General features: G+C 65.3%; 21 protein-coding genes. 8 read left to right on the top strand and 13 right to left on the bottom strand.

The genetic code is table 11. The features are described 5' to 3' along the window. Positions 1 to 90: 90 nt before the first annotated feature. Positions 91 to 849 carry an SDR family oxidoreductase gene (locus ACM0M4_RS24700; RefSeq protein WP_003094072.1) on the top strand — a complete coding sequence of 253 codons (759 nt, stop codon included), beginning with the start codon at positions 91 to 93 and terminating at the stop codon, positions 847 to 849. Positions 850 to 907: 58 nt separating this feature from the next. Here ACM0M4_RS24700 and ACM0M4_RS24705 read toward each other — a convergent pair whose 3' ends face one another. Both ACM0M4_RS24705 and ACM0M4_RS24710 read right to left on the bottom strand, forming a co-directional pair. After that, positions 908 to 1,915 (bottom strand): DUF481 domain-containing protein, encoded by a 1,008-nt coding sequence (locus ACM0M4_RS24705; RefSeq protein WP_003120892.1) that lies wholly within the window; start codon positions 1,913 to 1,915, stop codon positions 908 to 910. Between the two features lie 114 nt (positions 1,916 to 2,029). Beyond that, the gene (locus tag ACM0M4_RS24710; RefSeq protein WP_003120893.1) at positions 2,030 to 3,031 is read right to left on the bottom strand and encodes a DUF481 domain-containing protein; all 1,002 of its coding nucleotides are present in this window, start codon (positions 3,029 to 3,031) and stop codon (positions 2,030 to 2,032) included. On the opposite strand from ACM0M4_RS24710, the gene ACM0M4_RS24715 reads away from it, so the two are divergent. Together ACM0M4_RS24715 and ampG are read left to right on the top strand one after the other, a co-directional pair. Next, positions 3,030 to 3,413 carry an MGMT family protein gene (locus tag ACM0M4_RS24715; RefSeq protein ID WP_003112757.1) on the top strand — a complete coding sequence of 128 codons (384 nt, stop codon included), beginning with the start codon at positions 3,030 to 3,032 and terminating at the stop codon, positions 3,411 to 3,413. The genes ACM0M4_RS24710 and ACM0M4_RS24715 overlap by 2 nt on opposite strands. A gap of 42 nt (positions 3,414 to 3,455) precedes the next feature. Next, positions 3,456 to 5,240, top strand: a complete 1,785-nt coding sequence (ampG, locus tag ACM0M4_RS24720) for an MFS transporter AmpG (protein WP_003094076.1) — start codon at positions 3,456 to 3,458, stop codon at positions 5,238 to 5,240. Between the two features lie 55 nt (positions 5,241 to 5,295). Here the strand turns inward: ampG and ACM0M4_RS24725 are convergent, their stop codons facing one another. Together ACM0M4_RS24725 and ACM0M4_RS24730 are read right to left on the bottom strand one after the other, a co-directional pair. Further along, positions 5,296 to 6,132, bottom strand: a complete 837-nt coding sequence (locus ACM0M4_RS24725; RefSeq protein WP_003094078.1) for a mechanosensitive ion channel family protein — start codon at positions 6,130 to 6,132, stop codon at positions 5,296 to 5,298. 232 nt (positions 6,133 to 6,364) lie between these two features. Continuing rightward, positions 6,365 to 6,844 (bottom strand): YajQ family cyclic di-GMP-binding protein, encoded by a 480-nt coding sequence (locus ACM0M4_RS24730; protein ID WP_003106526.1) that lies wholly within the window; start codon positions 6,842 to 6,844, stop codon positions 6,365 to 6,367. A gap of 103 nt (positions 6,845 to 6,947) precedes the next feature. Here ACM0M4_RS24730 and ACM0M4_RS24735 point away from each other — a divergent pair, with 103 nt between their 5' ends. Genes ACM0M4_RS24735 through ACM0M4_RS24750 form a run of 4 tightly spaced genes read left to right on the top strand, consistent with a single transcriptional unit; the run spans position 6,948 to position 11,726 of the window. Continuing rightward, a complete protein-coding gene (locus ACM0M4_RS24735; RefSeq protein WP_003106524.1) occupies positions 6,948 to 8,048 on the top strand; it encodes a GGDEF domain-containing response regulator in 1,101 nt (366 codons plus the stop codon). A gap of 36 nt (positions 8,049 to 8,084) precedes the next feature. After that, on the top strand, positions 8,085 to 8,996 hold the full coding sequence (locus ACM0M4_RS24740) for a putative 2-dehydropantoate 2-reductase (protein WP_003110160.1): 912 nt from the start codon (positions 8,085 to 8,087) through the stop codon (positions 8,994 to 8,996). A 50-nt stretch (positions 8,997 to 9,046) separates the two neighbouring features. Next, positions 9,047 to 11,143, top strand: a complete 2,097-nt coding sequence (locus tag ACM0M4_RS24745; RefSeq protein WP_003106517.1) for a sensor histidine kinase — start codon at positions 9,047 to 9,049, stop codon at positions 11,141 to 11,143. Between the two features lie 4 nt (positions 11,144 to 11,147). Beyond that, positions 11,148 to 11,726, top strand: a complete 579-nt coding sequence (locus tag ACM0M4_RS24750) for a cob(I)yrinic acid a,c-diamide adenosyltransferase (RefSeq protein ID WP_003106516.1) — start codon at positions 11,148 to 11,150, stop codon at positions 11,724 to 11,726. Between the two features lie 70 nt (positions 11,727 to 11,796). Here ACM0M4_RS24750 and ACM0M4_RS24755 read toward each other — a convergent pair whose 3' ends face one another. The 5 genes from ACM0M4_RS24755 to ACM0M4_RS24775 all read right to left on the bottom strand — a co-directional run bounded on the left by ACM0M4_RS24755 (position 11,797) and on the right by ACM0M4_RS24775 (position 18,722). Beyond that, positions 11,797 to 12,744, bottom strand: coding sequence for a Nudix family hydrolase (locus ACM0M4_RS24755; RefSeq protein ID WP_003094090.1), 948 nt, complete (start codon positions 12,742 to 12,744; stop codon positions 11,797 to 11,799). A gap of 50 nt (positions 12,745 to 12,794) precedes the next feature. Then, positions 12,795 to 13,430 (bottom strand): glutathione S-transferase family protein, encoded by a 636-nt coding sequence (locus ACM0M4_RS24760; RefSeq protein WP_003094092.1) that lies wholly within the window; start codon positions 13,428 to 13,430, stop codon positions 12,795 to 12,797. Positions 13,431 to 13,550: 120 nt separating this feature from the next. Continuing rightward, positions 13,551 to 14,768, bottom strand: coding sequence for a bifunctional glutamate N-acetyltransferase/amino-acid acetyltransferase ArgJ (argJ, locus tag ACM0M4_RS24765; protein WP_003094095.1), 1,218 nt, complete (start codon positions 14,766 to 14,768; stop codon positions 13,551 to 13,553). A gap of 146 nt (positions 14,769 to 14,914) precedes the next feature. Then, positions 14,915 to 17,665: a preprotein translocase subunit SecA gene (gene secA / locus ACM0M4_RS24770; protein WP_003112752.1), complete on the bottom strand. Its 2,751-nt coding sequence runs from the start codon at positions 17,663 to 17,665 to the stop codon at positions 14,915 to 14,917. 133 nt (positions 17,666 to 17,798) lie between these two features. Further along, positions 17,799 to 18,722 (bottom strand): M23 family metallopeptidase, encoded by a 924-nt coding sequence (locus ACM0M4_RS24775; RefSeq protein WP_003094103.1) that lies wholly within the window; start codon positions 18,720 to 18,722, stop codon positions 17,799 to 17,801. A 146-nt stretch (positions 18,723 to 18,868) separates the two neighbouring features. On the opposite strand from ACM0M4_RS24775, the gene ACM0M4_RS24780 reads away from it, so the two are divergent. Beyond that, entirely contained in the window at positions 18,869 to 19,264 is a 396-nt protein-coding gene (locus ACM0M4_RS24780) for a DciA family protein (RefSeq protein ID WP_003120896.1), read from the top strand. A 60-nt stretch (positions 19,265 to 19,324) separates the two neighbouring features. Here ACM0M4_RS24780 and lpxC read toward each other — a convergent pair whose 3' ends face one another. From lpxC to ACM0M4_RS24800, 4 genes are all read right to left on the bottom strand, one after another. Then, positions 19,325 to 20,236: a UDP-3-O-acyl-N-acetylglucosamine deacetylase gene (lpxC, locus tag ACM0M4_RS24785; protein WP_003094111.1), complete on the bottom strand. Its 912-nt coding sequence runs from the start codon at positions 20,234 to 20,236 to the stop codon at positions 19,325 to 19,327. Positions 20,237 to 20,348: 112 nt separating this feature from the next. Then, entirely contained in the window at positions 20,349 to 21,533 is a 1,185-nt protein-coding gene (ftsZ, locus tag ACM0M4_RS24790) for a cell division protein FtsZ (protein WP_003094113.1), read from the bottom strand. 50 nt (positions 21,534 to 21,583) lie between these two features. Beyond that, positions 21,584 to 22,837 carry a cell division protein FtsA gene (gene ftsA / locus ACM0M4_RS24795; protein ID WP_003094115.1) on the bottom strand — a complete coding sequence of 418 codons (1,254 nt, stop codon included), beginning with the start codon at positions 22,835 to 22,837 and terminating at the stop codon, positions 21,584 to 21,586. Between the two features lie 21 nt (positions 22,838 to 22,858). After that, a complete protein-coding gene (locus ACM0M4_RS24800) occupies positions 22,859 to 23,722 on the bottom strand; it encodes a cell division protein FtsQ/DivIB (protein WP_003094118.1) in 864 nt (287 codons plus the stop codon).

Consider the following 23,722-nt stretch of genomic DNA (forward strand, 5'->3'; position numbering starts at 1 on the left):
GAATCCGTCGTAAACGGACGGGCATATCAAAGTACGTTCGCAGGTGCCGGCAAGGTCCGCTTCCAGAAACTGCTCGTGGGGTTCCAAGCAATGCAATTGAAAGACAAGGTCATCATCATCACCGGCGGCTGCCAGGGGCTCGGCCGGGCAATGGGCGAATATCTCGCCGGCAAGGGCGCCAGGCTGGCCCTGGTCGATCTCAACCGCGAACGTCTCGACGAAGCCGTCGCTGCCTGCAAGGCCGCCGGCGGCGACGCTCGCGCCTACGTGTGCAACGTGGCGGACGAGGAACAGGTTACCCACATGGTGGCCCAGGTCGCCAGCGACTTCGGCGCGATCAACGGCCTGGTCAACAACGCCGGCATCCTCCGCGACGGCCTGACCATCAAGGTCAAGGACGGCCAGTTGAGCAAGATGAGCCTGGCCCAATGGCAATCGGTGATCGACGTCAACCTCACCGGTGTGTTCCTCTGCACCCGCGAAGTGGCGGCGAAGATGATCGAGCTGAAGAACGAAGGCGCGATCGTCAACATTTCCTCGATCTCCCGCGCCGGCAACATGGGCCAGGCCAACTACTCGGCAGCCAAGGCCGGGGTGGCCGCGGATACCGTGGTCTGGGCGAAGGAACTGGCGCGCTACGGCATCCGCGTGGCCGGCGTGGCGCCGGGCTTCATCGAGACCGAGATGACCGCCGGGATGAAACCCGAGGCGCTGGAGAAGATGACCGCCGGCATCCCCCTCAAGCGTATGGGCAAGCCGGTGGAGATCGCCCACTCGGTGGCCTACATCTTCGAGAACGACTACTACACCGGCCGCGTTCTCGAACTGGACGGCGGCCTGCGCCTGTAGGCCCCGGCCCCGCAAGGAAAAAGCCCCGCTATCGCGGGGCTTTTTCGTGCAGGCCGGCTTACCAGCCGACCCCGAGGCCGAAGGTATAGCGGCGCTGGTTGACGTTGCCGTCGTTGCCGCTGAACTTGTCCCATTCCGCCTTCATGCTCAGCGAAGCCCAGCTGGTCAGCTTGTAGCGGATCCCCGCCTCGGTCTGCAGCTCGTAGTCCAGGCCGGATTGCAGCGGCTTGCTGACCTCGCCGTTGGTGAACAGCTCGAACTGCTTGGCCAGCAGGTAGCGGTTGTAGTCCCACTTGAAGCTCGACGAATAGAAGTGCTCCTTCTCGCCATCGGCGAACTCGTAGTCGTTGCGGTTGACCAGGGTGGCGATGGAGAACGCGCCCAGCTCGTTGTCCCAGAACTGGTAGCCGGGGCCGGTACCGACGGTACGCTTCTTCGCCAGGTCCTCGATCATGTCGCGCTTGTAGGCGACCTGGCCCTGCCAGAACCAGTGGTCGTCGATGAAGCGGTCCAGCGCGTACTGGCCGGAATAATTGTCGGTGCTGACCTGGCCGTTCTTCTTCTCCCGGTTGTACTCGCCCTGCACGTTGTGGCGCCAGAGTCCGTGGCGGGCGTTGGTCTTGAAATCGATGTCGTAGTCGGACACATCGTTCTCGGCCTGCTTGCGGTCCAGCGAGAAATCGACGTTGCCGTTCCATACCCAGTCCTGGAGGATCGGCTTGGGCGGCATCATCTGCTGGATGCTGGCCAGCTCCACGGTCTTCGGCTCGCCGTTGACCAGGGTCACCTGGCCCGGCCCGGCGGCCTTGATGCCCTTGGAGTGCTCGCCAGTCTCGGCATCCTGCTTGACCAGCAGGTTCTGCTCGCTCTCGAAGGTGGAGATCTTGTCCCACTTGAGCGTGATGTCGCCGCCATAGTCGGTCTTCAGCAGCAGCTTGCCGCCGTCGAACAGGGTGATCTTGCCGGTAAGGCGGTCACCGTTCTTCATCCAGACCGTATCGGCAAGGGCAGAGGTGGAACTTGCAAGGGCAGCGAGGCACAGCAGGATTCTCGACAACATGAGCACAAATCAACTGAGTTGGGTTCGAAGAGGCCGGCATTATCCAAATGCCGGGCGGCAGAGCAAGGACCGGGGCACGGGCGGTAAAGTTCAGCCGGATCGACCGAAAGGTGAGCCGCGTCACCAGCCGACGCCGACCCCGATCAGGTAATGCCGGTCGGACTGGGTGCCCCCCTCGGTGCGCAACTGGTCCAGTTCATAGAGGAACGAAAGACGCGCCCAACTGTTCAGGCGATAGCGCAGGCCGTATTCGCTGTCGAGCAGGTAGTCGATCCGCTCGATGCCGGGAACCAGCACGGTCCCCTTGCTGTACAGCTCCAGCCGGGTGCCGGCGAGCAGCCGCTTGTAGTCCCACTCCAGCGAATAGGAGGTGAAATCCTCGCGCGGCTGATCGCGCCACTCCAGTTGCCAGCGACTGATCTCGGCGACCAGGTCGAAACGCCCGAGTTCGTCGTCCCAGAACTGGTAGCCGGGGCCGGTTCCCAGCGCGCTCTGGCGCTCCAGGTTGTCGATCGCATCGTGCTTCTGCGAATAGCTGCCGCGCCAGAACCAGTGTTCGTCGAAGAAGCGATCGAGGTCGTAGTCCAGCTCCCAGTTGTCCTCGACCTTGCGCCCGTCCTTCTTTTCCCGCTCCACTTCCCCCGCCAGCACGTGGCGCCAGGCACCGTGGCGAAGCCGGGTATCGCCCTTGAGCTTCCATTCGTCCTTGTCGCTGTCGTTGCGCTTGCTATCCAGCTTGACGTCGAGATTGCCCTCCCAGACCAGGTCCTCCACCAGCGGTCGCGGCGGCACCATCTGGCGAATACTGGCCAGCGGGACGGTATGGCTGCCGCCATCGACGATCCGCACCATGCCCTTGCCCGCCGCCTCCAGGGTTCGGCTACGCTGCCCGGATACGCCCTGCTGCTTGATCAGCAGGGGTTTGTCGGAACTGATGGTGTCGATATCCTTCCAATCGATCAGCACCTGGCCGGCATAACGGGTCTTCAGCGCCAGCTTGCCGCCGTCCATCAGCACGATCTCGCCGGACAGGCGGTCGCCGTTGTCCAGCCATACGGTGTCGGCCAGCGCGGGGCCGGCCAGGAGCATCACGACGATTGAACAGAGGGCTCTGAGCGACATGGGCGTTCACAAGGCGGACAGGAAAGGGAAAACCGATGAGCATGCATGGGCCGGCAGCGACCCGGCAAGTGCCCAGGCGCGCCGCGAGGCCCTGTACCTGGTGCTGGCGCAGGTGCCGCCGGGGCAGGTGGTCAGCTACGGGCAACTGGCCGAACTGGCCGGCCTAGGCCGCGCCGCCCGCTGGGTCGGCAGGACGCTCAGCCAGTTGCCGGTGGATACCCGCCTGCCCTGGCATCGGGTTCTCGGCGCCGGCGGTCGCATCAGCCTGCCGGCGGACAGTCCCGGCGGTCGCGAACAACGCGCACGCTTGCGCGAGGAAGGCGTTCTCCTGCACAACGACAGGGTGGACATACGTCGGCATGGCTGGCTTACAGCGAAGTAGAGCGGTTAGAGTGCGCGTTATTTTTTGCGGAACGGTTACCCCATGACTCAGCAATCCTGGCGAGAGGCACTGGTCGCCTACAAGTCTCCCGCCAGCCTGGCCCTCCTGCTGCTCGGCTTCGCCGCCGGCCTGCCGACCATGCTGGTGTTCAACACCCTGTCGGTGTGGCTGCGCGAAGCCGGCGTGGCGCGGGATACCATCGGTTTCGCCAGTTGGCTGGGGCTGGTGTACGCCTTCAAGTGGGTCTGGTCGCCGATGCTCGACCAGTGGCGCCTGCCCTTCGTCGGCCGTCTCGGCCGGCGCCGTTCCTGGCTGGTGTTCTCGCAGGTGCTGATCGCCCTGGGACTGCTCGGCATGGCCCTGTGCAATCCGCAGAGCCACCTGCCCTGGCTGATCGGCCTGGCCCTGCTGGTGGCGTTCGCCTCCGCCACCCAGGACATCGCGATCGACGCCTACCGCCTGGAAATCGCCGAGGATAGCCGCCAGGCCGCCCTCGCTGCCTGCTACATGACCGGCTACCGCGCGGCGATCCTGCTGGCCAGCGCCGGCGCGCTGATTCTCGCCGAATGGTTCGGCTCCACCAGCCTCAACTACAGCCAGTCGGCCTGGGGCCTGACCTATGCGTTGTTCGCCCTGCTGATCCTGCCTGGGCTGGTCACCAGCCTGCTGATCCGCGAGCCGGCGGTGGACGTGCCGATCCACGTCAACCCGTCGCGTTTCGACTTCAACCACCAACTGCTCTCGGTGCTCCTGCTGCTGATCCTGCTGATCTCGCTGCCGGCGATGATCACCGCCCTCCTCGACCGCGCCTGGCCGCGCGCCGGCCTCTACGCGCTGCTCATGGGGATCTGCCTGTCGCCGTGGGGACGCCAGCAGATCCGCCCGGTCCGCGAACTGCTCGCCACCGTGCGCAGGCCGCTGCTGGTGGCGGCGCGCGGCAAGGAAGTGCCGCTGTTCGATTTCGTCCACCAGGCGGTCTCGGTGATGGTGCTGATCATCCTCCTCGTCACCGTCACCGCCATGTGCCGCGCCTACTACTCCGGCGCCTGGCCGCGCGGCACGCTGTTCCTGCTGATCGCCGCGTCCTGCCTGTCGGCACCCGGACGCCTGCTGATGGCCCCGGTGCTGACGCCGATCACCGAGTTCGTCCAGCGCTATCGCTGGCAGGCCCTGCTGCTGCTCGGCCTGATCTCCACCTATCGCCTGTCGGACACGGTGATGGGGGTGATGGCCGGGGTCTTCTACATCGACATGGGCTTCTCCAAGGAAGTCATCGCCAGTGTCAGCAAGGTCTTCGGCGTACTCATGACCCTGATCGGCGCCGCCGCCGGCGGGGTGCTGATCGCCCGCTTCAGCATCCTCTCCATCCTGTTCATCGGCGGTGCCGCTTCGGCTGCCACCAACCTGCTGTTCGCCATGCTCGCCCAGCTCGGCCCGCTGCACGCCGAGGCCCTGCCCAGCCATGACGTGATCAGCCTGGTGATGGCGCTCGAGCCGCACGTGCTGATGCTGGTGATGACCATCACCCTCGACAACTTCAGCGGCGGCCTCGCCGCCTCGGCCTTCGTCGCCTACCTGTCGAGCCTGACCAACCTGAAGTTCTCCGCCACCCAGTACGCCATGCTCAGCTCGACCATGCTCCTGCTGCCGCGCTTCATCGGCGGCTACTCCGGAACCATGGTCGAGAGCCTCGGCTACGAGCACTTCTTCTACGTCACCGCGGTGATGGGCATTCCCACCCTGCTGCTGATCGGCTGGTTGTGGCTGCGCCGCGCGCCGTCCAGCGAGACGCCGGCGCCGGGACACCAGAACGCCGAGCAGCACTGAGGCGAGAATGAAAAAGGCCGGCATTCGCCGGCCTTTTTCGTGGATCGCACGGACCTCAGTCGGCCATCGCGCCCTGCACAACCTTGACCACCCGCTGCGGGAAGGGAATGCCGATACCTTCCTTGCCCAGGGCGTCGCGGGCCTTTTCGTTGAACATGAACATCACGTCCCAGTAGTCGGCGTTCTTCACCCAGACCCGCAGGGACAGGGTAATCGCGCTTTCGCCGAGATTGGAAACCACCGCCACCGGTGCCGGGTCCTTCAGAACCCGCGGATCGTCGGCCATGGCCAGGAGAATGTTCTGCGCATTCTTCAGATCGGCGTCGTAGTCGATGCCGACGTCGAAGATCACCTTGCGCAGCGGCTCGGCGGAGTAGTTGGTCACCGTTCCGTTGGACAGCGCCCCGTTGGGCACGATGATCCGCTTGTTGTCGCCGCTACGCAGCACGGTGTGGAAGATCAGGATCGAATCCACGGTGCCGGCCACGCCCTGTGCCTCGATCCAGTCGCCGACCTTGAACGGGCGGAACAGCAGGATCAGCACGCCGCCGGCGAAGTTAGCCAGGCTGCCCTGCAGGGCCAGGCCGATGGCCAGGCCGGCGGCGCCGATGGCGGCGACGAAGCTGGTGGTCTGGATGCCGATCATGGAAGCCACGCTGACCACCAGCAGGATCTTCAGGACGATGCTCACCAGGCTGCCGACGAAGCCTTGCAGGGTGCGGTCGACGCTGCGCCTGGCGAGCAGGCCGCCGACCCGGCCGGTCAGGGTGTTGATCAGCCACCAGCCGATCGCCAGGGTCAGCAGCGCCAGGGCGACCTTGCCGCTGTACTCCAGCACGATCGGCAGCCAGGACTCGGTCTGCTGCACCAGTCGGTCGTAGTTCAATTCCATGCATTACCTCCATTTCTCGAAAAAACACCCCTCCCTTCCGCAACGGAAACGGGACGGGCTTGCAGATTCCTGCCCGGACGCCGTGGGGCGACGTTTCCGGGCCTGGATACGAATCGGCGCAGCGCGGACGAACCGACGCTGCGCCGACAGGGGCGGACAACGCGGGAGAGGTCGCGGCGGCGCTACTCCCTATTGCGATGCCCGGGATGGCGAGAGGTTCCGAAAAACCTCGTCAATCGCGGAAGTTGGTGAACTGCAACGGCATGCCGAGGGATTCGCCGCGCAGCAGGGCGATGGCCTCCTGCAGATCGTCACGCTTCTTGCCGGTGACGCGCACCTGCTCGCCCTGGATGGCGGCCTGGACCTTGAGCTTGCGCTCCTTGATCAGACCAACGATCTTCTTCGCCAGGTCCTTGTCGATGCCCTCGCGGAAGTTGACGTCCTGCTTGACCACCTTGCCCGACGGGTAGGCATCCTTGATCTCCATGCACTGGCTGTCGACCTTGCGCTTGACCAGGTTGGAACGCAGGATGTCGAGCATCTGCTCGAGCATGAAATCGGCTTCGGCGGTGAGGGTCACCGACTTGTCCTTGGCTTCGAAACTGCATTTGCCTTTCAGGTCGAAACGGCGATCCAGTTCCTTGATGGCGTTGTCCACGGCGTTGGTCAACTCGTGTTTGTCCAGTTCGGACACCACGTCGAACGAAGGCATGTCATCTCTCCAGATGGACGGCGCGACAGGGTTCACAGACGGAACCGCGCCTGGCTTGACGGTAAAAAATGCCCGCCCATTATAACCGAGCCCTCGCGAGCGAATGCCCGCCGGTGTGGCGGAGACCGACGATTTCTTCCCGATGGCGCGCGCGACCGCGGCCGGGACCCGGCCTCCCGCGACGAACCGGGCCCTTGCCGGCAGCGTACCGGCGCCCATCCTCTTCTCGAGTCCGTTCATGCCCAACCCCGATCTCAGCATCCTGGTCGTCGACGACGCCAAGTTTTCCAGCGCCATGATCGGCCGCGCCCTCAGCCAGGCCGGCTACCAGGACATCCGCTTCGCCAGCAGCGCCAGCGAGGCCCTGCAGCAGCTCGAACAACGCCCGGTCAGCGTGCTCCTGGCCGACTGGCTGATGCCGGAGATGGACGGCCTGGAACTGACCGCCCGGGTCCGCCAACTGGACGAAAGCATCAACCACTACACCTACATCGTCCTGCTCACCGGCAAGGAGGGCGAGAACGTCCTCGGCGAGGCCTTCGACCGCGGCGTCGACGACTTCGTCAGCAAGGCCGCGATGAACGAGCAACTGGTGCCGCGCATCTACGCAGCCGACCGCCTGTGCAACACCCTGCAACGGTTGCTGGTGGAAAACCGCCTGCTCACCGAAAACATCGCGCGGATGGAAGAACGCAACCTGGTGGATACCCTCACCGGCCTCGGCAATCCCCGCTACCTGCGACAGAAGCTGGCCGACAGCCTGCGCCAGGTGGAAACCCGCGGTGGAGCGCTGTGCTACCTGCTGGTCGGCATGCCCGAGGCACCGGTCCTGCGCCAGCGGCACGGCGAGGCCTTCCATCGCGAGCTGCTGCTCGGCGTGGCCAGGCGCCTGCAACAGCTGGTCCGGCCGCTGGACGTGCTGGTGCGCCTGGACGAGCAGCATTTCGCCCTGATCACCCTGGTGGAGGACCTGCACGAATGCTCGTCGAGCAGCTTCAAGCGGCTGCACGACGGGCTCAACCTGAAGGCCTTCAAGACCAGCGAAGGCTTCATCAGCCTGAAAGCCGGCATCGCCATGCTCGGCCTCGACAGCGGGGCATTGCCGCTGGGCATCGACGAACTGCTGCAGCGCACCGAGGCCCTGTTGCCCGATGCCTATGCCAGCGGCAGGATCGCAACCTGCCGGCTACCGGCACTGCGCTAGACTTCGCCCTATCGTCAGCCATTCGCAGTAGCCACCATGACCTGGCATATCCTCGGCGCCGGTAGCCTCGGCAGCCTCTGGGCCGCGCGCCTCGGGCGCGCCGGCCTGCCCGTCCGCCTGATCCTGCGCGACCGCCAGCGCCTGCGCCGCTACCAACAGGCCGGCGGACTGAGCCTGGTGGAAGACGGCCAGGCCAGCCTCTACCCGATCGCCGCGGAAACCCCGGACGGCGGGCAACCCATCCAGCGCCTGCTGCTGGCCTGCAAGGCCTACGACGCGGAGGAAGCCGCCTCCAGCGTGGCCCATCGCCTGGCCGGCAACGCCGAACTGCTGTTGCTGCAGAACGGCCTGGGCAGCCAGCAGGCGGTCGCCGCCCGCCTGCCGCGCAGCCGCTGCCTGTTCGCCTCCAGCACCGAAGGCGCGTTCCGCGATGGCGATTTCCGCGTGGTCTTCGCCGGCCGGGGGCACACCTGGCTCGGCGATCCGCGCGACACAAGCGCCCCCGCCTGGCTGGCGCAGCTGTCCCAGGCCGGGATCCCGCACAGCTGGAGCGACGACATCCTCGAACGGCTGTGGCGCAAGCTGGCCCTGAACTGCGCGATCAACCCGCTGACCGTCCTCCACGATTGCCGCAACGGCGGCCTGCGGCAGCACCCGGAAGAGATCGCCGCGCTTTGCGACGAACTCGGCCAGTTGCTCCACGCCAGCGGCTACGACGCCGCCGCCAGGAGCCTGCTGGAGGATGTCCGGGCGGTGATCGACGCCACCGCGGCCAACTATTCCTCGATGCATCAGGACGTCACCCGCGGCCGGCGCACGGAAATCGGCTACCTGCTCGGCTACGCCTGCCAGCACGGGCAGCGCCTGGGACTACCGCTGCCGCGCCTGGGAACCTTGCTCGCCCGCCTCCAGGCCCATCTGCGCCAGCGCGGTTTGCCCGACCGCTAAAGCGCGTTACCCTGCCCGCCATTCCTTTTCGCCGCGGACCGCCAGAGCCCATGAACCTGCGCCAGCGCCTCGACAACCTGCCCGTAGGGCAGAAACTGCTCGCCGCCCTGCTGATCCTGCTGGCTACCGTGCTGCTGGTGGCCAACCTGGCGTTCATCAGCGCCGCCTACTGGATTTCCCAGGAGAGCGTCGCCCCCCAGGCGATGCAGACCATCGGCCGGCTGATCGCCAACCCGGCGCTCAGCCAGCCGGCACTCAGTTCGCCGCAGACCGCCGAGGTCCTGCTGCGCCAGCTCAACGATTACCAGCCGTTGCGCGCCGCGGCCCTGTACGACAGCAATGGGCTGATGCTGGCCGACCTGCAACGCGGCGACACCCTCAAGCTGCCGGCCCGCCTGGACCGCCTGGAGCACTGGAGGCGCGGCGAGTACCGCCTCAACGCGCTGATCGAGCTGCCCCAGGAAAACGCCCGCCCCGGCTACCTGCTGCTGGTGGCCAGCGGTGAACTGCCGAGCGCGTTCTACACCGGAACCCTCACCGCCAGCCTGGCGATTCTCGGCGTCAGCGTGCTGCTCTGGCTGCTGGTGGCGCAGCAGATACGCCGCCTGATCACCCGGCCGATCCGCGATCTCGAGGAACTGTCGCGGCAGGTCACCCGCGAGGAGAACTACGCCCTCCGCGCCCAGCGCGGCAACGGCGACGAGATCGGCCGCCTGGCCGACGCGTTCAATACCATGCTGACCCGCATCGAGGCCCGCGAGCAGCAGCTCAAGCGCGCCCGCGACGATGCCCAGGAAGCGGTCGAGCAGGCCCAGAGCCTGGCCGAGGAAACCCGCCGCTCGAACCGCAAGCTGGAACTGGAAGTGCAGGTGCGCAGCAAGATCGAGAAGAAGCTCACCGGTTTCCAGCACTACCTCAACAGCATCATCGACTCCATGCCTTCGGCGCTGATCGCGGTGGACGAGCAACTCTACGTCACGCAGTGGAACCAGGAGGCCAGCCAGCTTTCCGGCACCAGCCTGGACGATGCGGTCAACCAGCCGGTGTTCCTCGCCTTTCCCTCGCTCAAGCCGTTCCTTCCGCAGCTCACCCGGGCTGCCGAGAAGCACAGCGTGGAGCGTGTCGAACGGGTCACCTGGGCGCTGATCGACACGCCACGCCACTACGCCCTGACCTTCTACCCGCTGATGGGCGGCACCGGCCGCGGCGCGGTGATCCGCATCGACGACATCACCCAGCGGCTGAGCCTGGAAGAAGTGATGGTGCAATCGGAGAAGATGCTCTCGGTCGGCAGCCTCGCCGCCGGCATGGCCCACGAGATCAACAACCCGCTCGGCGCGATCCTGCACAACGTGCAGAACATCAAGCGGCGCCTGTCCCCGGAGCTGGCGAAGAACGTCGAGCTGGCGGCCGAGGTCGGAGTGCCGCTGGAAGACATCAATCACTACCTCGACGGCCGCGACATCCCGCGCCTGCTGGAAGGCATCCAGCACGCCGGCTCGCGGGCAGCGAAGATCGTCACCCACATGCTCGCCTTCAGCCGCCGCAGCCACCGGCAGATGACCGCTTGCGAACTGCCCGCACTGCTCGAACAGGCGGTGGAAATCGCCGGTAACGACTTCGACCTGGCCGAAGGCTTCGACTTCAAGTCGTTGCAGATCGTCCACGAGTTCGACCCCAACCTCGGCCCGGTGCCGGTGATCGCCAACGAGGTCGAGCAGGTCCTGCTCAACCTGCTGAAGAACGCCGCCCAGGCCATCCACCAGCGCGACGACGAAGAGGAAGGCGAACAGGGCCGGATCGTCCTGCGCACGCGCCTGACGCCGCCCTGGGCGGAAGTCCAGGTGGAAGACAACGGCAGCGGCATGCCCGAACTGGTGCGCAAGCGTATCTTCGAGCCGTTCTTCACCACCAAGGAAGTCGGCCAGGGCACCGGTCTCGGCCTGTCCGTCTCGTATTTCATCATCACCAACAATCACAAGGGCCAGATGGAAGTACGCTCGGAACTGGGCCGCGGCACCTGCTTCAGCATCCGCCTGCCGCTGGAAAGCTCCGAAGCGGTCGCCCCGGCACAAGCCAAGGCCCTGCCGCCCGCTCTGCCGCAACCTGGTAGCAGCCTGCGGCGGGGCGACGAAGAGGAAGGTTGAATCCATGGGCAATCGATTGTCGAAGATCTACACCCGTACCGGCGACCGCGGCGAGACCGGCCTGGCCGGCGGACGCCGGGTGCCCAAGAGCCATCCACGCATCGAGGCGATCGGCGCGGTGGACGAATTGAACAGCCAGTTGGGCCTGCTCCTTGCCGAGCTGCTGGAAGCGCGTGGCGCACATCCCGGCCTGGAGGAGATCGTCCAGGCGCTGGCGCCGGTGCAACACCGCCTGTTCGACCTCGGCGGGGAGCTGGCGATGCCGGAGTATCGGGCCCTGGACGAGACGGAAGTGGCACGCCTGGAAAGCTGCATCGACCGCTGGAACGACGAGCTGGGCCCGCTGAAGAATTTCATCCTCCCCGGCGGTTCCCGCCTGGTCGCCCAGGCCCATGTCTGCCGCAGCCTGGCGCGCAGTGCCGAACGGCGCTGCCAGGCGCTGGACCAGGAGGAAACGCTGGAGGGCGTCGGCCTGTGCTACCTGAACCGGCTCTCCGACCTGCTGTTCGTCGCCGCCCGCGCCATCGCCCGGCGCCAGGGCGTGGCGGAGATTCTCTGGGAGGCGGCGGCAAAACCGGACTGACGGCGAGCGAGGGCTCGGCATCGAGACGAAAAAAAGGAGGCCGAAGCCTCCTTTTTTCTTCATTCCACCGTCAAAGGCCGCCCGGCCAGAACGCACGGATACCCGCCACGCCTTGGGCTCCATGCTCCCAAGCCTGCTCGGCTTGCTGCGGACCGAGGCCACCCAGCAGGTAGACCGGCTGGTTGAAGCCGGCGATCAGTTCGGCGGCCTTGTCCCAACCCAGCGCCGGCTCGCCGGGATGGCTCTCGGTCGGCTGTACCGGCGAAAGAGTGACGAACTCCACTCCCATCGAGGCAGCCAGGGCCAGTTCATCCGCGTCGTGGCAGGAGGCGGCCAGCAGGCGCCCTTCGGGGAACGGCCGACCGGCGCTGGCGTATTTGCGCAGTTGAGCGGAGGTCAGGTGCCAACCGGCAGCCGGGAAGTCGCCCAGCCACTCCAGCGGGCCTTTCAGCATCAGTTGCGCCTTGCCGGCGCAGAGTCCCTGGATATCGATGGCGAGATCGCGGTATTCGGGACTGAACATGTTCGGCGCGCGCAACTGGATCAGGCGGATGCCCGCCTCCACCGCCTTGCGTACGCCGCTGATCAGCTCGCCCGGCTCCAATCCGTCCGGGGTGATCAGGTAGTGCGCCGGCAGGCGCGCGGCCTGGACGATCGGCGCGTTGGCGGCGGGGAACTCGTAGTCGGCCAGCTCGCGCGGCTCCACCCAGGCCAGCGGTTGGCCCTCGGCGCCGTGGGCTTCGCCGGAAAACCCGTCGACCTCCCAGACATCGAGCAGGACGTGCTTGTCGGCATAGTCGTGCCGGACCTGGATCAGCGGCCGGGCCCGCTCGACACGGATGCCCAGTTCCTCTTCCAGCTCACGGGCCAACGCCGCGCGCACCGGCTCGCCGTCCTCCACCTTGCCCCCGGGAAACTCCCACAGGCCGCCCTGGTGCTTGTCTTCCGGCCGCCGGGCGATCAGCACCCGGCCATCGGAGCCACGAATCACGGCCGCGGCGACATGTACTCGTTTCACGGATCATCTCCTCGCTACTGCCGTCACGCACCGCAAGCGGCGGACGGCCATCAACTACCGGCCTGCTCGCGCAATGCCGCGTCGTACCAGGCGCGGAACGCAGGCCACTGATAAATCGTCTCGACATAGGTCCGGGCGATATCCGGCAACTCCACCGCATAACTGCGGAAACGCGCCGCCACCGGTGCGTAGAACGCATCCGCCAGGCTGGCGTGGCCGAACAGGAACGGACCGTCCTGGCCGAAGCGCCGCCGGCAATCCGCCCAGGCTTCGCAGATACGTTGAATATCCTGTCGTGTCGCCTCGGACAATTCCACCAATGGCTGCTGGCGCCGCAGGTCCATCGGCAGCTCGCCGCGCAACGCGGCGAAACCGCTGTGCATTTCCGCGCAAACCGAACGGGCCAGCACCCGCGCCGCCTCGCCGCGCGGCCACAGGTGGGCCTCGGGGAAGCGCTCGGCGAGGTACTCGGCGATGGCCAGGGAATCCCAGATGTCGCCATCCTCGCTTTTCAGCAAGGGCACCTTGCCGGTCGGCGAATATTGCAGGATCCGCTCCCGGGTATCGGGCCGCCCCAGCGGGACGAGGATCTCGTCGAACGCCGCCCCGCTCATGCGCAGGGCCAGCCAGCCCCGCAGCGACCAGGACGAGTCATTGCGATTGCCAATCACGATGGTCAGGGCCATGCGCCTCTCCTCTTCGGCCGCCCGACGCGGACGGCCATGCACCAGAGAACTTAAGAGGCGCACGGACCGATGGCAAATTCCCGATTTTCATCCATCGATGAAGGATCGGAATGCCTGGCTTCAGGTGCGGTACTCTGCGTTGATCTTCACGTATTCGTGGGACAGGTCGGTGGTCCAGATGGTCTCGCTGCAGGTGCCGCGTCCCAGTTCGATGCGGATGCCGATCTCGGCCTGGGCCATCACCGCCGCGCCCTGTTCCTCGGTGTAACTGGCCGCCCGGCCGCCACGGCTGGCGATACAGACGTCGCCAAGGAACACGTCGATCTTGCTCACGTCCAGATTGGCCACGCCGGCACGTCCGACCGCGGCGAGAATGCGTCCCCAGTTCGGGTCGGAGGCGAACAGCGCGGTCTTGATCAGCGGCGAGTGGGCCACGGCATAGCCGACATCCAGGCACTCCTGGTGGGTGGCGCCGCCGTTGACCTGAACAGTGACGAACTTGGTCGCGCCCTCGCCGTCGCGAACGATGGCCTGGGCCAGCTCCATGGAAACCTCCAGTACCGCTTGCTTCAACGCGGCGAACAGCGCGCCGCTGGCCTGGGTGACTTCCGGCAGCGCCGCGCGACCGGTGGCGATTAGCATGCAGCAGTCGTTGGTGGAGGTATCGCCGTCGATGGTGATGCGGTTGAAGGACTTGTTGGCGGCGTCGCGCAACAGATCCTGCAGCACGCCCTGGGCGACCTTGGCGTCGGTGGCGATATAACCGAGCATGGTCGCCATGTTCGGCTTGATCATCCCGGCGCCCTTGCTGATCCCGGTGACGGTCACGGTCACGCCATCGTGCACGAACTGGCGGCTGGCGCCCTTGGGCAGGGTATCGGTGGTCATGATCCCCGCGGCAGCTTCGGCCCAGCGGTCCTCGGCCAGGTCGGCCAGGGCCGCAGGCAACGCCGCCTCGATCTTGGCCACCGGCAGGGGTTCGCCGATCACCCCGGTGGAATATGGCAGCACCGAAGTCTCGGCGACCCCGGCCAGTTCGGCGAGCTTGGCGCAGGTTTGCGCGGCGGCGACGAGGCCGGCCTCGCCGGTACCGGCGTTGGCGTTGCCGGTATTGGTCAGCAGGTAGCGCACCTCACCGAGGAAACGCTGTTTGGCCAGGGTCACCGGCGCGGCACAGAACGCGTTCAGAGTGAACACCCCGGCCACGCTGGAGCCTTCGGCGCAGCGCATGACCACCACGTCTTTGCGCCCCGGTCGCTTGATGCCGGCGGAAGCGATGCCGAGTTCGAAACCGGGGACCGGGTGCAGGGTGGACAGGGGGCCAAGACCGACAGCCATGGGAACGCGCTCCTTTACCAAACAGTGGACTCGATGCCGTCTGCGACGGCGTGACGGAAAACGCATCGGCGCCGGGCTGGCGCCAATTCGAACAAACGCCGCGAGCGGCAGGACCGGTCGCGGCGTTGGTGAACCAGGCGGGAAGCTTAGTCCAGCTGCCCGTGGCAGTGCTTGTATTTCTTGCCGGAACCGCACGGGCAAGGCTCGTTGCGGCCGATCTTCTGCTCGTTGCGCACAGGCTCGAGCGGCACGACCGGAGCCGGGCCCTCGGGAAGCTCTTCTTCCTCGCCGGCCACGGCCTGCTCCATCGAGGGAGCCTCGGCGTGCTGGAACTGCATGCGCTTGGCCAGTTCCTCCGCCTCGCGACGCAGGCGGGCCTCCTCTTCGGCCGGGTCTTCGCGACGGACCTGGACGTGGGACAGCACGCGGATGGTGTCGCGCTTGATCGAGTCCAGCAGCTCCTGGAACAGGGTGAAGGACTCGCGCTTGTATTCCTGCTTCGGATTCTTCTGCGCGTAGCCACGCAGGTGGATGCCGTGCCGCAGGTGGTCCATGGTCGACAGGTGGTCCTTCCACAGGTCGTCCAGCACCCGCAGCAGCATCTGCTTCTCGAAGGCGCGCAGGGCTTCGGCGCCGGCCAGCTCTTCCTTCTCGTAGTAGGCGGCGACGATCTGCTCGAGGATCTTGCTACGCAGGGTTTCCTCGTACAGCTTGTCGTCTTCGTCCAGCCACTGCTGGATCGGCAGGCGCACGGCGAAGTCGCTGTACAGCGCAGCCTCCAGGCCTTCGATGTCCCACTGCTCGGGCAGCGACTGCGGCGGAATGTGCTGGTTGATGGTGGCGCTGAGGGTTTCCTCGCGGAATTCCTTGATGGTCTCGCCCACGTCCTCTGCCGACAGCAGGGTATTGCGCATGTGGTAGATCACCTTGCGCTGCTCGTTGGCTACGTCATCGAATTCCAGCAGTTGCTTGCGGATGTCGAAGTTGCGCCCTTCGACCTTGCGCTGGGCCTTCTCGATGGCGTTGGTCACCATGCGGTGCTCGATCGCCTCGCCGGACTGCATGCCCAGCGCCTTCATGAAGTTCTTCACCCGGTCGGAGGCGAAGATCCGCATCAGGTTGTCTTCCAGCGACAGGTAGAAGCGGCTGGAACCCGGGTCGCCCTGACGACCGGCACGGCCGCGCAACTGGTTGTCGATCCGGCGGGACTCGTGGCGCTCGGAGGCGATCACGTGCAGGCCGCCCGCCTCGATCACCTGCTGGTGGCGCTTCTGCCATTCGGCCTTGATCTGGGCGATCTGCTCCTCGGTGGGGTTCTCCAGGGCCGCGACTTCGACTTCCCAGTTGCCGCCGAGGAGGATGTCGGTACCGCGGCCGGCCATGTTGGTGGCGATGGTCACCGAACCGGGCGCGCCAGCCTGGGCGATGATCTCGGCTTCCTTCTCGTGGTACTTGGCGTTGAGCACCTTGTGCTCGATGCCTGCCTCTTGCAACAGCTTGGAAACGTACTCGGAACTCTCGATCGACGCGGTGCCGACCAGGATCGGCCGGCCGAGGGCCTGGCACTGCTTGATGTCGGTGATGATCGCCGCGTACTTCTCTTCCTGGGTCAGGTAGACCAGGTCGTTGAAGTCCTTGCGCGCGATCGGCCGGTGGGTCGGGATCACCACCACGTCGAGACCGTAGATCTGGCGGAACTCGAAGGCCTCGGTATCGGCGGTGCCGGTCATGCCGGCCAGCTTGTTGTACAGGCGGAAATAGTTCTGGAAGGTGGTGGAGGCCAGGGTCTGGCTCTCGGCCTGGATCGGCAGGCCTTCCTTCGCCTCGATGGCCTGGTGCAAGCCCTCGGACAGGCGACGGCCAGGCATGGTGCGGCCGGTGTGCTCGTCGATCAGGAGGATCTGGTCGCCCTGGACGATGTACTCGACGTTGCGGTGGAACAGGGTGTGCGCGCGCAGCGCTGCGTAAACGTGGGTCAGCAGGCTCAGGTTGTGCGCCGAGTAGAGGCTCTCGCCTTCGCCGAGCAGGCCGTTCTGGCTCAGCAGGTCCTCGATGAACTGGTGGCCCTGCTCGTTGAGTTCGACCTGGCGGGTCTTCTCGTCGATGCTGTAGTGGCCTTCCTCGGTCGGCTTGCCCTCGACCTCTTCGACCTGGCGCTTGAGACGCGGGATCAGCTTGTTGATCTTGATGTACAGCTCGGAGCTGTCTTCGGCCTGGCCGGAGATGATCAGCGGGGTACGCGCCTCGTCGATGAGGATCGAGTCCACTTCGTCGACCACGGCGAAGTTCAGCTCGCGCTGGAACTTGTCGTCCAGGCTGAAGGCCATGTTGTCGCGCAGGTAATCGAAGCCGAATTCGTTGTTGGTGCCGTAGGTGATGTCGGCGGCGTAGGCGGCGCGCTTGTCTTCCGGCGGCTGGAAGGGAGTGACCACGCCGACGCTGAGGCCGAGGAACTCGTACAGCGGGCGCATCCAGTTGGCGTCGCGGCGCGCCAGGTAGTCGTTCACCGTGACCACGTGCACGCCCTTGCCGGACAGCGCGTTGAGGTAGACCGGCAGGGTGCCCACCAGGGTCTTGCCCTCGCCGGTACGCATTTCGGCGATCTTGCCGTCGTGCAGGGTCATGCCACCGATCAGCTGGACGTCGAAGTGGCGCATGCCCATCACCCGCTTGCCAGCCTCGCGAACCACGGCGAAGGCTTCGGGCAGCAATTGGTCGAGCGTTTCGCCCTTGGCGTAGCGCTGCTGGAATTCAGCCGTTTTCGCCTTCAACTGCTCGTCGGAGAGCGCCACCATCTGGGGCTCGAGCGCATTGATGGCCTGTACAGCCTTGGCCATGCGCTTTACATCACGCTCGTTCTTGCTTCCAAAGAGTTTCTTCAACAAAGGCGCAAACATATCGACTTGGTCATCCACACGTGGGGAATGGAAGGCTCACCCATCCGGCGGCCCGTGCCGATCAACGGCATGAAAGGGAACATTCTACCCGGAAACGGGTATGAGAAAAGTACAGCAGATCAATGCGCGTCGCTCACTCGGAAACAGACGCGCGTGCGATGAAGCTTTGCGGATTCATTACCCGGCCATCCTTCATCACTTCGAAATGTACGTGGTAGCCGGTGGAGCGTCCGGTGCTGCCGACCTTGGCCAGCACCTGGCCGCGCTTGACCAGGTCACCGACCTCGACCAGGTTCTTCTGGTTATGGGCATACAACGTGGTGTAGCCATCGGCGTGCCCGACCTCGACCACGTTGCCATAGCCGTTCTTGCGCCCGGACCAGGTCACCACCCCCGCCGCCACGGCCACCACGTCGCTGCCGGCCGGCGCGGCGAAGTCGATGCCCTTGTGCATGCTCAGGCGGCCGCTCACCGGATTGACCCGGCGCCCGAACGGCGAGGAGATGTAGCCCTGGCGCACCGGCTGGCCGGCCAGGTAGGTCGACTGGCTGATGTGCTTGTCGGCGAGCAGTTGCTCCAGCACCTCGAGCTGCTGCTCGCGGGTATCCAGGCGTGCCGCCAGTTCGTCTAGCGTCGCCATGAACGACGGCGGGGCATAGGCGCTGCCCTCCAGCGGTTCGTCGACGCCACCCTGGCCGACGCTCAGGGAGAAGTCGAACTCGTCGGGGTCGACGTCGGCCAGCTCGGTGAGACGTTCGCCGAGGGCATCCAGCCGAACCAGGCGCGCCTGCAGTTCGCCGAGATGCACGCTCAGTGCGTCCATCTGCCGCTGCGCGTCCTCGCGGGCGCTGCTGATCTCGGCGCTCTGCGCCTGCAGCGCGGCATCGACTTCGATGCCGGCCACCGGAGCCGGCGCGCGGAACAGCCAGGCGCCCATGAAGCCCCCGGCCAACAGGCTGGCACCGACCACGCAGGCCCCGGCCAGCATCAGCAACCGCGGCTGCAGATGGACGGAGCGAGCGGCCCCATGGTGCCGGCTCAGAAAAATGATGTGCATGACTTATCCTTCATACGGGCCGGCAGTAGCGAAACGCTTTCTGCTACCATTCCGACTCAGTAACCCCCAGGCTTCCCGCCATGTCTTTTCGTCCCTTGCCCGCCCAGGCATCGACCCAGTTGCTGCGCCAGGCCAGGCCGCTGCAGATGCTGTTCGCCGAAGCCCAGCGCATCTGCCGCCTGCAGCAACTGCTGGAAAGCCAGTTGCAACCGGCGGCGCGCCCGTACTGCCATGTGGCTTCGTGGCGCGGCGGTTGCCTGCTGCTGATCGTCACCGATGGCCACTGGGCCACACGCCTGCGCTATCAGCAGCGGCGCCTGCAGCGGCAGCTGCAGGCTTTCGAAGAATTCGCGAACTTAGCGAAAATCCTTTTCAAGGTGCAACCCACCACGTCCACACAACGTGCGGCACGTCGCAGCTTGACCCTGTCTGCCGTCGCGGCGGAAAACCTTCGCGAATCCGCCGAGATCGTCGGCAATCCACGCCTGCGGGAAGCGCTCGAGCGACTGGCAAGCCGCGCCGAGAAAAGCCGGCAAGAATAAATCCCGAAATAAAAAGAGGCCACCCTGAGGTGGCCTCCAAATATGGAAAGGAGAGTTTTCCTACACTGCCGCCGCCGGGCGCATATAGGAAATAGGCGCGGTACGCGCGTCTTCGAAGGTCACCACTTCCCAAGCATCCTTGTCTGCGATCAACGTACGCAGCAGTTGGTTGTTCAGGGCATGGCCGGACTTGAAGCCACGGAACTCGCCGATAAGACTGTTGCCGAGCAGATACAGGTCGCCGATGGCATCCAGGATCTTGTGCTTGACGAACTCGTCCTCGTAACGCAGGCCGTCTTCGTTGAGCACGCGGTTCTCGTCGACCACGATCGCGTTCTCCACGCTACCGCCGAGTGCCAGGTTCTGCGAACGCAGGTACTCGATGTCGCGCATGAACCCGAAGGTACGGGCGCGGCTGACCTCCTTGACGAAGGAAGTACTGGAGAAATCGACCGAGGCCTGCTGGGTGCGACCACGGAAGACCGGATGATCGAAATCGATCTCGAAGCTGACCTTGAAGCCGTCGAACGGAACGAAGACGGCGCGCTTGTCGCCCTCTTCCACGCTGACTTCGCGCTTGATGCGGATGAACTTCTTGGCAGCTTCCTGCTCTTGCAATCCGGCGGACTGGATCAGGAATACGAACGGACCAGCGCTGCCATCCATGATCGGCACTTCCGAAGCGGACAGCTCGACGTAGGCGTTGTCGATACCCAGGCCGGCCATGGCCGAGAGCAGGTGCTCCACCGTATCCACTTTGACGTCACCCTTGACCAGGGTGGTCGACATGGTGGTTTCGCCGACGTTCTCGGCCCGGGCCGGGATTTCCACGACCGGATCCAGGTCGGTGCGGCAGAACACGATACCGGTGTCCACCGGCGCCGGTTTCAGGGTCAGGTAAACCTTTTCCCCCGAGTGCAGACCGACGCCAGTAGCCCGGATGATGTTCTTCAAGGTGCGTTGTTTGATCATGGCTTTGGCCGCTTAAGCGCTGACTGCGAACTGTTTTCAACAATGGCCGGCGATGATAGCAGAACCGGCCTTTGCTGAACACCAATCACATCTCTACTCCTGATTAATTACTTCAATCGGCCTGACGACGCAGGAACGCCGGGATATCCAGGTAATCCAGGTCATCCTGCGGGTTCAGCTTGGCCGCGGTCGCCGCGCTGCCGTGAGACTGGTTGCGCATCACGGTAGGACGGTCGAGGTCGCGGTAGTTCACCGACTGCTGCTCGCGCTGGGCCGGAGCGGCTGCCTGGGCTGCACTGCCCTGCACGGTGTTGTCGACGACCTTCACCGGTTTCTCCAGGCGCGCGCCCAGGCCGGTGGCGACTACGGTGACGTGCAGCTCATCGCGCATGTCCGCGTCGATCACGGTGCCCACCTTCACAGTGGCGTGCTCGGAAGCGAACTGTTCGATGATGTTGCCGACATCGGAGTACTCGCCCAGGGACAGGTCCGGACCCGCGGTGATGTTCACCAGGATGCCGCGCGCGCCCTGCAGGTTGACGTCTTCCAGCAGCGGGTTGCGGATTGCCGCCTCGGTGGCCTCGCGGGCACGGTTCGGACCGCTGGCGCAGCCGGTACCCATCATCGCCATGCCCATTTCGCTCATGACGGTCTTCACGTCGGCGAAGTCGACGTTGATCATGCCCGGACGCTTGATGATGTCGGAGATACCGCGCACGGCACCGGCCAGCACGTCATCGGCCTTGGCAAAGGCGGCCAGCAGGCTGGCGTCCTTGCCGAGGATGGTCAGCAGCTTCTCGTTCGGGATGGTGATCAGCGAATCGACGCTCTCGGCCAGCGCACGGATGCCCTCGTCGGCGATCTGCATGCGCTTGCGACCTTCGAACGGGAACGGGCGGGTCACCACCGCGACGGTGAGGATGCCCATTTCCTTCGCCACTTCGGCGATGATCGGCGCGGCGCCGGTACCGGTGCCGCCACCCATGCCGGTGGTGATGAAGACCATGTCGGCGCCTTCCAGCACTTCGGAAATGCGCTCGCGATCTTCCAGAGCCGCCTGACGACCGACTTCCGGATTGGCGCCGGCACCCAGCCCCTTGGTGACGCCCGGGCCGAGTTGCAGAACGGTGCGCGCCGCGATGTTCTTCAGCGCTTGTGCGTCGGTGTTGGCGCAGATGAACTCGACGCCCTCGACGTTGTTCTTGGCCATGTGATTGACGGCGTTGCCGCCACCACCACCTACACCGATCACTTTTATGACGGCGGTTTGTGCGATGTTATCGACCAGTTCAAACATTTCCCCTCTCCTTCCTTTCTAGTTTTGTCGCCTACTGTTACCGCGTTGAATCAGAAATTGCCCTGGACCCAGCGTTTGAGCCGCTCCAGGACAGGTGCCTTGGGTTCGTCGCTGCTGTAGCTGCTGCCTGACACAGACATCGACATGCCATCGGACTGCTTCTGCAGTCCGTACATCAGCAGGCCGACGCCCGTCGAATAGATCGGGTTGCGCACCACGTCGGTGAGGCCCTTCACGCTATACGGCACGCCGAGGCGTACCGGCATGTGGAAGATTTCCTCGGCCAGCTCGACCGCGCCTTCCATCTTCGAGGTGCCGCCGGTGAGGACGATCCCTGCCGGGATCAGGTCCTCGTAGCCGCTGCGGCGCAGCTCGGCCTGGACCAGGGTGAACAGCTCGTCGTAACGAGGCTCGACCACTTCGGCCAGGGCCTGGCGCGACAGTTCGCGCGGCGGCCGGTCGCCGACGCTGGGCACCTTGATGGTCTCGCCGGCACCGGCCAGCTTGGCCAGGGCGCAGGCGTAGCGGATCTTGATCTCTTCCGCGTACTGGGTCGGCGTACGCAGGGCCATGGCGATGTCATTGGTGACCTGGTCGCCGGCGATCGGGATCACCGCGGTATGGCGGATCGCGCCTTCGGTGAAGATCGCGATATCGGTGGTGCCGCCGCCGATATCCACCAGGCACACGCCCAGTTCCTTCTCGTCCTCGGTCAGCACCGAATAGGCCGAGGCCAACTGCTCGAGGATGATGTCGTCGACCTCGAGGCCGCAGCGGCGCACGCACTTCTCGATGTTCTGCGAAGCATTCACCGCGCAGGTCACCACGTGCACCTTGGCTTCCAGGCGCACCCCGGACATGCCCAGCGGCTCGCGCACGCCTTCCTGGTTATCGATCACGTAATCCTGGGCCAGGGTATGCAGCACCCGCTGGTCCGCCGGGATCGCCACCGCCTGGGCGGCATCCAGTACCCGTTCGATATCCGCCGGGTTCACCTCGCGATCGCGGATCGCCACGATGCCGTGGGAATTGAGGCTGCGGATGTGGTTGCCGGCGATGCCGACGAACGCCGAGTGGATACGGCAACCGGCCATCTGCTGGGCCTCGTCGATGGCGCGCTGGATCGACTGCACGGTGGACTCGATGTTCACCACCACGCCCTTCTTCAGGCCGCGGGACGGATGAGTACCGATGCCAACGACCTCCAGCTGGCCATCGGCCGTCACCTCGCCCACCAGCGCCACCACCTTGGAGGTACCGATGTCGAGGCCGACGATCATCTTGCCGCTCTGCACGCTTGCCATGGTTATTACTGTCTCCTCAACTCACTGCACGGCGCTGGCCGTGGCCACCGTCGCGGGCGTGACCGGCTCGCGCCACGCAACGGCGAGGCCGTTGGGGTAACGCAGGTCGATCCGCGCAATGTTCGAAATCTGATCTTTGAGTGCCTTGTCGTAGATGCTTACGAAGCGGCGAATCTTGTCTACCACGTGGTCGCGCCCGATCTGGATCTCGACGCCCTGGGCCGTGGTCAGCGCCCAACCGCCGCGATCGCTCATTTCCAGGCGGGCGATGGAGAACCCGAGGGGACGCAGCAACTGGCTGAGCAACTGGTATTGCTGCATCACCTGCTGTTGCGCCCGCTGTGGACCATGCAAGCGGGGCAGATGTTCATAATTCGCCAGTTCCTTTGGCGTAAAAGCCTGTCCCTGGTTGTTCAGCAGCGCTTCGTCGCCCCACCGCGCGATCGGCAGTTGCTCGTCCAGGCGGATCACCACCTGGTCCGGCCACACCCGGCGCACCTCGGCGTGGGCGATCCAGGGCATCTGTTCCAGTTGCCCGCGCATGCCCGCCAGGTCGATGGTGAAGAAGCTCGCCGCCAGGTACGGGGAGATCCGCTGCTGCACCGCGCGCTGGCTGATGTAGCTGAGGTCGCCCTCGACACTGACCTTGGCGATCGGCCGGTCGGCGTACGGCAGGATGTACTCGGCGCCGCGATAGGCGCCATAGCCGAGAACGGCCAGCAACAGCGGCCAGGCCAGGTACTTGAGGAAACTGAAGTCGGCTTTCGGCAGGCGCACGCTCAGCGGTTCCTTGGCCACCAGACGGCTGGCGCCGCGCGGCATCGGCTTGCGCGGAGCGCGGCCGAGTCCACCGGGTTGCTGATGACGGAGCAGTACGCCATTCAT

Origin of the sequence: Pseudomonas sp. 18-147 (assembly GCF_051048045.1) — a bacterium.
GTDB lineage: Bacteria > Pseudomonadota > Gammaproteobacteria > Pseudomonadales > Pseudomonadaceae > Pseudomonas > Pseudomonas aeruginosa.